We start from the raw sequence: 4,002 nt of genomic DNA, 5'->3' as shown, positions 1-4,002 counted from the left end.
ATTACTAGTATAACATCATGTCGAACACAGGAATCACGGCGTGAAGTAAGTATAGAGCGGTGTTTTCCCTCCATCCTTATGGTTGATTACCCGTGCCCTTGGTATAGCTTGATGATTATTGGCGAACTCTGGAAAGAAATTTGCCAAAAAGTGAGGTATTACTATGGCCGAAGAAAAAACTCCGCATATTCTGGATACAGAAATCCATCTGGAAGATAATACCTGCCCCAACCGTGAGGAGCGGGCAAATGGCATTAACAGTTACTATGGAAATGCCAGTGACCTTGTCAAAGATGCCCGGGCAGGAAACCTGAAACAGTGTGACCGTAAGTTTTCCCAGACTTCCGGGTGCACCCTTAACTTCTACCTGTCTGTAAGAGTAAACACGATTCGTGAATCGGCAGTTATTTACCATGCTCCGGTAGGTTGCTCATGCCCTTCACTTGGGTATCGTGAACTCTTTCAGCATCTCCCGGTCTCACTCGGAATGCCTGAAAACTACGATCTTCACTGGATTACCACCAGTCTGAATGAGAGTGATGTAGTTTATGGAGCATCAGAAAAGCTGAAGACTGCCATCCGCACTGCTCAGGAACGGTACAATCCCAAAGCGATCTTTATCCTGACCTCCTGTGCATCAGGGATCATCGGTGAAGATGTTGAAGGTACGGTTGCAGAGATTCAACCAGAAATAAATGCGCGAATCGTTCCAATTCATTGTGAAGGCATACGTTCACGTTTGGTTCAGACTGGATATGATGCATTCTGGCATGCTGTGCTGAAGTATCTGGTAAAGCCGCCACAAAAGAAGCAGAAAGACCTGGTCAATGTCGCAAGTATGCTTTCATATACCTGGCAGGATAGGCGTGAAATTATTCGCCTTCTGGGTAGAATGGGACTTCGGGTGAATTTTATCCCTGAGTTTGCAACCATTGATCAGTTTGAACAGTTGTCTGAAGCTGCGGTGACCGCCCCGGTTTGCCCGACGTATACAGATTACCTTTCACGAGGTCTTGAGCAGGAGTATGGTGTTCCGTTCTTCCAATATCCATCTCCGATGGGATTTGCCAATACCGATGGCTGGCTCCGCGAGATAGCAAAGTACACTGGAAAGGAGAAGGAAGCAGAAGAGGTCATTGCTGAAGAGCATGCAAAGTGGGATTCAAAGCTTGCAGCAATTCGTGAAGAGTTCTTAAACATTAAAGGAAATGGGCAGAAAGTTGAACTTCTTGGCGCATTAGGCCAGGGAAGGTTGCTTGCCCAGATGCCATACTTTGATGAACTTGGCGTAAAGAATTCTGCAGCCATGTGCCAGGATTACGACAACCTGATCCTGGAGGAACTTGAGAAGATGCTGGTTACGACTGGAGATTTCAAGATCCTTGTAAATACCTTCCAGGCTGCAGAGCAGGCCCATATCAATAGAACTCTGGATCCCGATATGACCCTTACCTGCCCATTCCAGGGAAGTTCATACAAGAGAAAGAAAGGAGTTACCCGTGTTCATTCACTTAGGGGCGACCCGAATCTCTGGGCACAGCAGAGCGCCTATGCAGGAGCAGTAGCATACGGAAACTTCCTGCTTCAGGCATTTAAGACCAATACACTACAGAAAACAATGCTGGAAAATACTGATGATTCATACAAGCCATGGTTCTATGAGCAGCCCAACCCTCAGTACTACCAGGATACCGCGGAATAAGTTACATGACAACTGTCTCTGAACCTATATCAACTGAAACTGAAACACGCTTCCCTGAAATAGCGGAAGCCCCTCGATGGACATGCTCACTCGGAGGTGCCTATCTAACAGCAACAGGTATCTATGGAACAGTACCGATCCTGCATTCCGGTGCAGGATGTGGTATTGCTCAACTCCTTGGATTTCACTATGCTGCTGGAAACAATGCTGCCGGAGGTCAGGGAGGAACCAGCACTCCCTGCTCCTGTTTGATCGAGAAACATGTGATCTTTGGCGGCGAAGAGAAACTGAGTAAACTGATCGAGTCTACCCTGGAACTCATGAAAGGGGATCTCTTTGTAGTGATCTCAGGTTGTGTTCCTGCGCTTATCGGTGATGATGTATCTGCGGTAATTAAACCCTTTAAGGAGAAGGCGGATATTGTCTTCGTTGACACAGCAGGATTCAAAGGAAACACCTTTGACGGGTACGAGGATCTCCTTGTATCAATTGCTGATCAGTTACTTGAGCCCTTGCCAAAGAAGAATAAAAAGGTTAACATTCTTGGGATTGTTCCCTTCCAACATGTGTTCTGGAAAGGAGATCTCAATGCAGTAAAAGATCTGCTTGCTCTGATTGGTGTTGATGCCAACATTCTCTTTACGCAGTTTGATGGCGTTAAAAAACTGAAAGAAGTTCCAGAAGCAGAACTAAACATTGTTCTCTCAACCTGGAATGGACATAAAACCGCAGAAAAACTTAAAGAGAAGTTTGATCAGGATTACATTGTCTTCCCATCCACCCCATATGGACCCAAGCAGACGATAGAATTCCTTCGAACTGTAGCAAAAAAACTAAAGATTCCAAAGGCAAAGGTAGAGAAAGTCATCGCTGAAGAGTCAAGGAGGGCATATCGCTGGACTGAATACCTGACAGATTCTGTCATCATCGGCAGGCCACATCCATACTCCGCCTTTGTTGGTGATACCAATACTATCATCAGTACAGTGAAATATCTGGCTAATGAAATTGGGTGGTTACCTGAAATAGTTCAAATAACAGATGAACCTCCGGAGGAAGCCCGTGAATGGATCCGAAAGGAGTTGACCGAAGGTATTGAGTCAACAATAAAACCTGATATTATCTTTGAACGGGATGCATGGAAGATCAGGGAGAATATGCGTAACCGCAGTTTCCAGATTTTGCTTGCAACTTCACTTGAGAAGTATCCTGCACAAAAGGAATTTGAGGTGGATCATTTGAGTATTGCCTTCCCGATGTATGACCGTCTGATTGTTGAACGGACCTATGCCGGGTTTCGAGGAGGGAATGTTCTGATGGAGGATATATCATCGAAGTATAGTGGACCATTGTAAGGTCATAACATCGCATCTCCCCTGAGACAGAGAAGAATCTTCTCTATCTCATTACCCCGGGAACCAAGTGATAATTTGTTCACTATCCTGTACCTTCTAGATCTTTTCTCTCAAACCACTACGAAACCATTCCTGTCCTAACCATCCGGCGTTGAAGCTTTGGATTAAGGCGAAGTGTCCAAAAAAGAATCAGAGAAGTGATAATACCTGCTGAAGATCCTGGATAATATCTTCAGGGTCTTCAAGACCAACGGAGAATCTAAAGATACCATCGCCGGCATATTCTCTGTACGCTACTTCCTGTTTTGGAGTTAAAGGAAAGGAGGTTCGGAGTAGATCACTTGTTGGGAGGTAAAATAACAGACTCCGGTGATGACCAAGAGATACTGCATAATGAATCACTTCCAAATGTTCAGAGAACAGTTTTGCAGCTCGAGATCCATCTTTCACCTGAAATGTAAGCATTCCTGAGAAATTCTGTAATTGCTTTTTTGCAAGATCATGCTGTGGATGAGATACAAGGCCCGGATATATCACTTTGGTTACTTTAGGATGATTTTCAAGAAATGTGGCAACCTGGAGTGCTCCCTCTTCATGAGCTTTCATTCTGATAGGAAGTGTTGCAATTCCCCTAATTAAGAGCCACGCATTAAATGGACTTATGATTCCACCGGTCCGGATTGCGATCCGCTTCTTTATTGCAGCAATATCCTGTTTCTTTCCAAGTATTGCACCTCCGATTGCATCACCATGACCACACAGATACTTACTGAGTGAGTGAATTACAAAATCAGCTCCGATCTCTAGAGGTCGGTATGCTACAGGCGAAGCAAATGTTGCATCGACAGCTACTTTTATTCCCCGTTTATGAGCTAGCTCAGCAATGTTCTCAATATCAGTAAGACGCACAATAGGATTTGCAGGAGATTCAGCATATATTAATCT

The 4,002-nt window shown here is 44.8% G+C and carries 3 protein-coding genes; 2 read left to right on the top strand and 1 reads right to left on the bottom strand.

Annotated elements, in window-relative coordinates; genetic code table 11:
• Positions 1–163 precede the first annotated feature (163 nt).
• Positions 164–1,702 (top strand): nitrogenase component 1, encoded by a 1,539-nt coding sequence (locus VN429_RS10600; protein ID WP_325633090.1) that lies wholly within the window; start codon positions 164–166, stop codon positions 1,700–1,702.
• Between the two features lie 5 nt (positions 1,703–1,707).
• A complete protein-coding gene (locus VN429_RS10595; protein WP_325633088.1) occupies positions 1,708–3,057 on the top strand; it encodes a nitrogenase component 1 in 1,350 nt (449 codons plus the stop codon).
• Positions 3,058–3,246: 189 nt separating this feature from the next.
• Here VN429_RS10595 and VN429_RS10590 read toward each other — a convergent pair.
• Positions 3,247–4,002 (bottom strand): trans-sulfuration enzyme family protein (locus tag VN429_RS10590; protein ID WP_325633085.1); only part of this gene is annotated, 756 nt, incomplete at its 5' end.

Origin of the sequence: Methanospirillum sp. (assembly GCF_035560735.1) — an archaeon.
In the GTDB taxonomy this organism is placed as follows: domain Archaea; phylum Halobacteriota; class Methanomicrobia; order Methanomicrobiales; family Methanospirillaceae; genus Methanospirillum.
Note: the sequence above shows the minus strand (reverse complement) of the source record. Positions and strands in the feature narration are given on the sequence as shown.

Bases quoted from the DNA above. Each gene is read 5' to 3' on its own strand.
- VN429_RS10600 (WP_325633090.1), top strand. From the start codon at position 164: ATGGCCGAAGAAAAAACTCCGCATATTCTGGATACAGAAATCCATCTG.
- VN429_RS10595 (WP_325633088.1), top strand. From the start codon at position 1,708: ATGACAACTGTCTCTGAACCTATATCAACTGAAACTGAAACACGCTTC.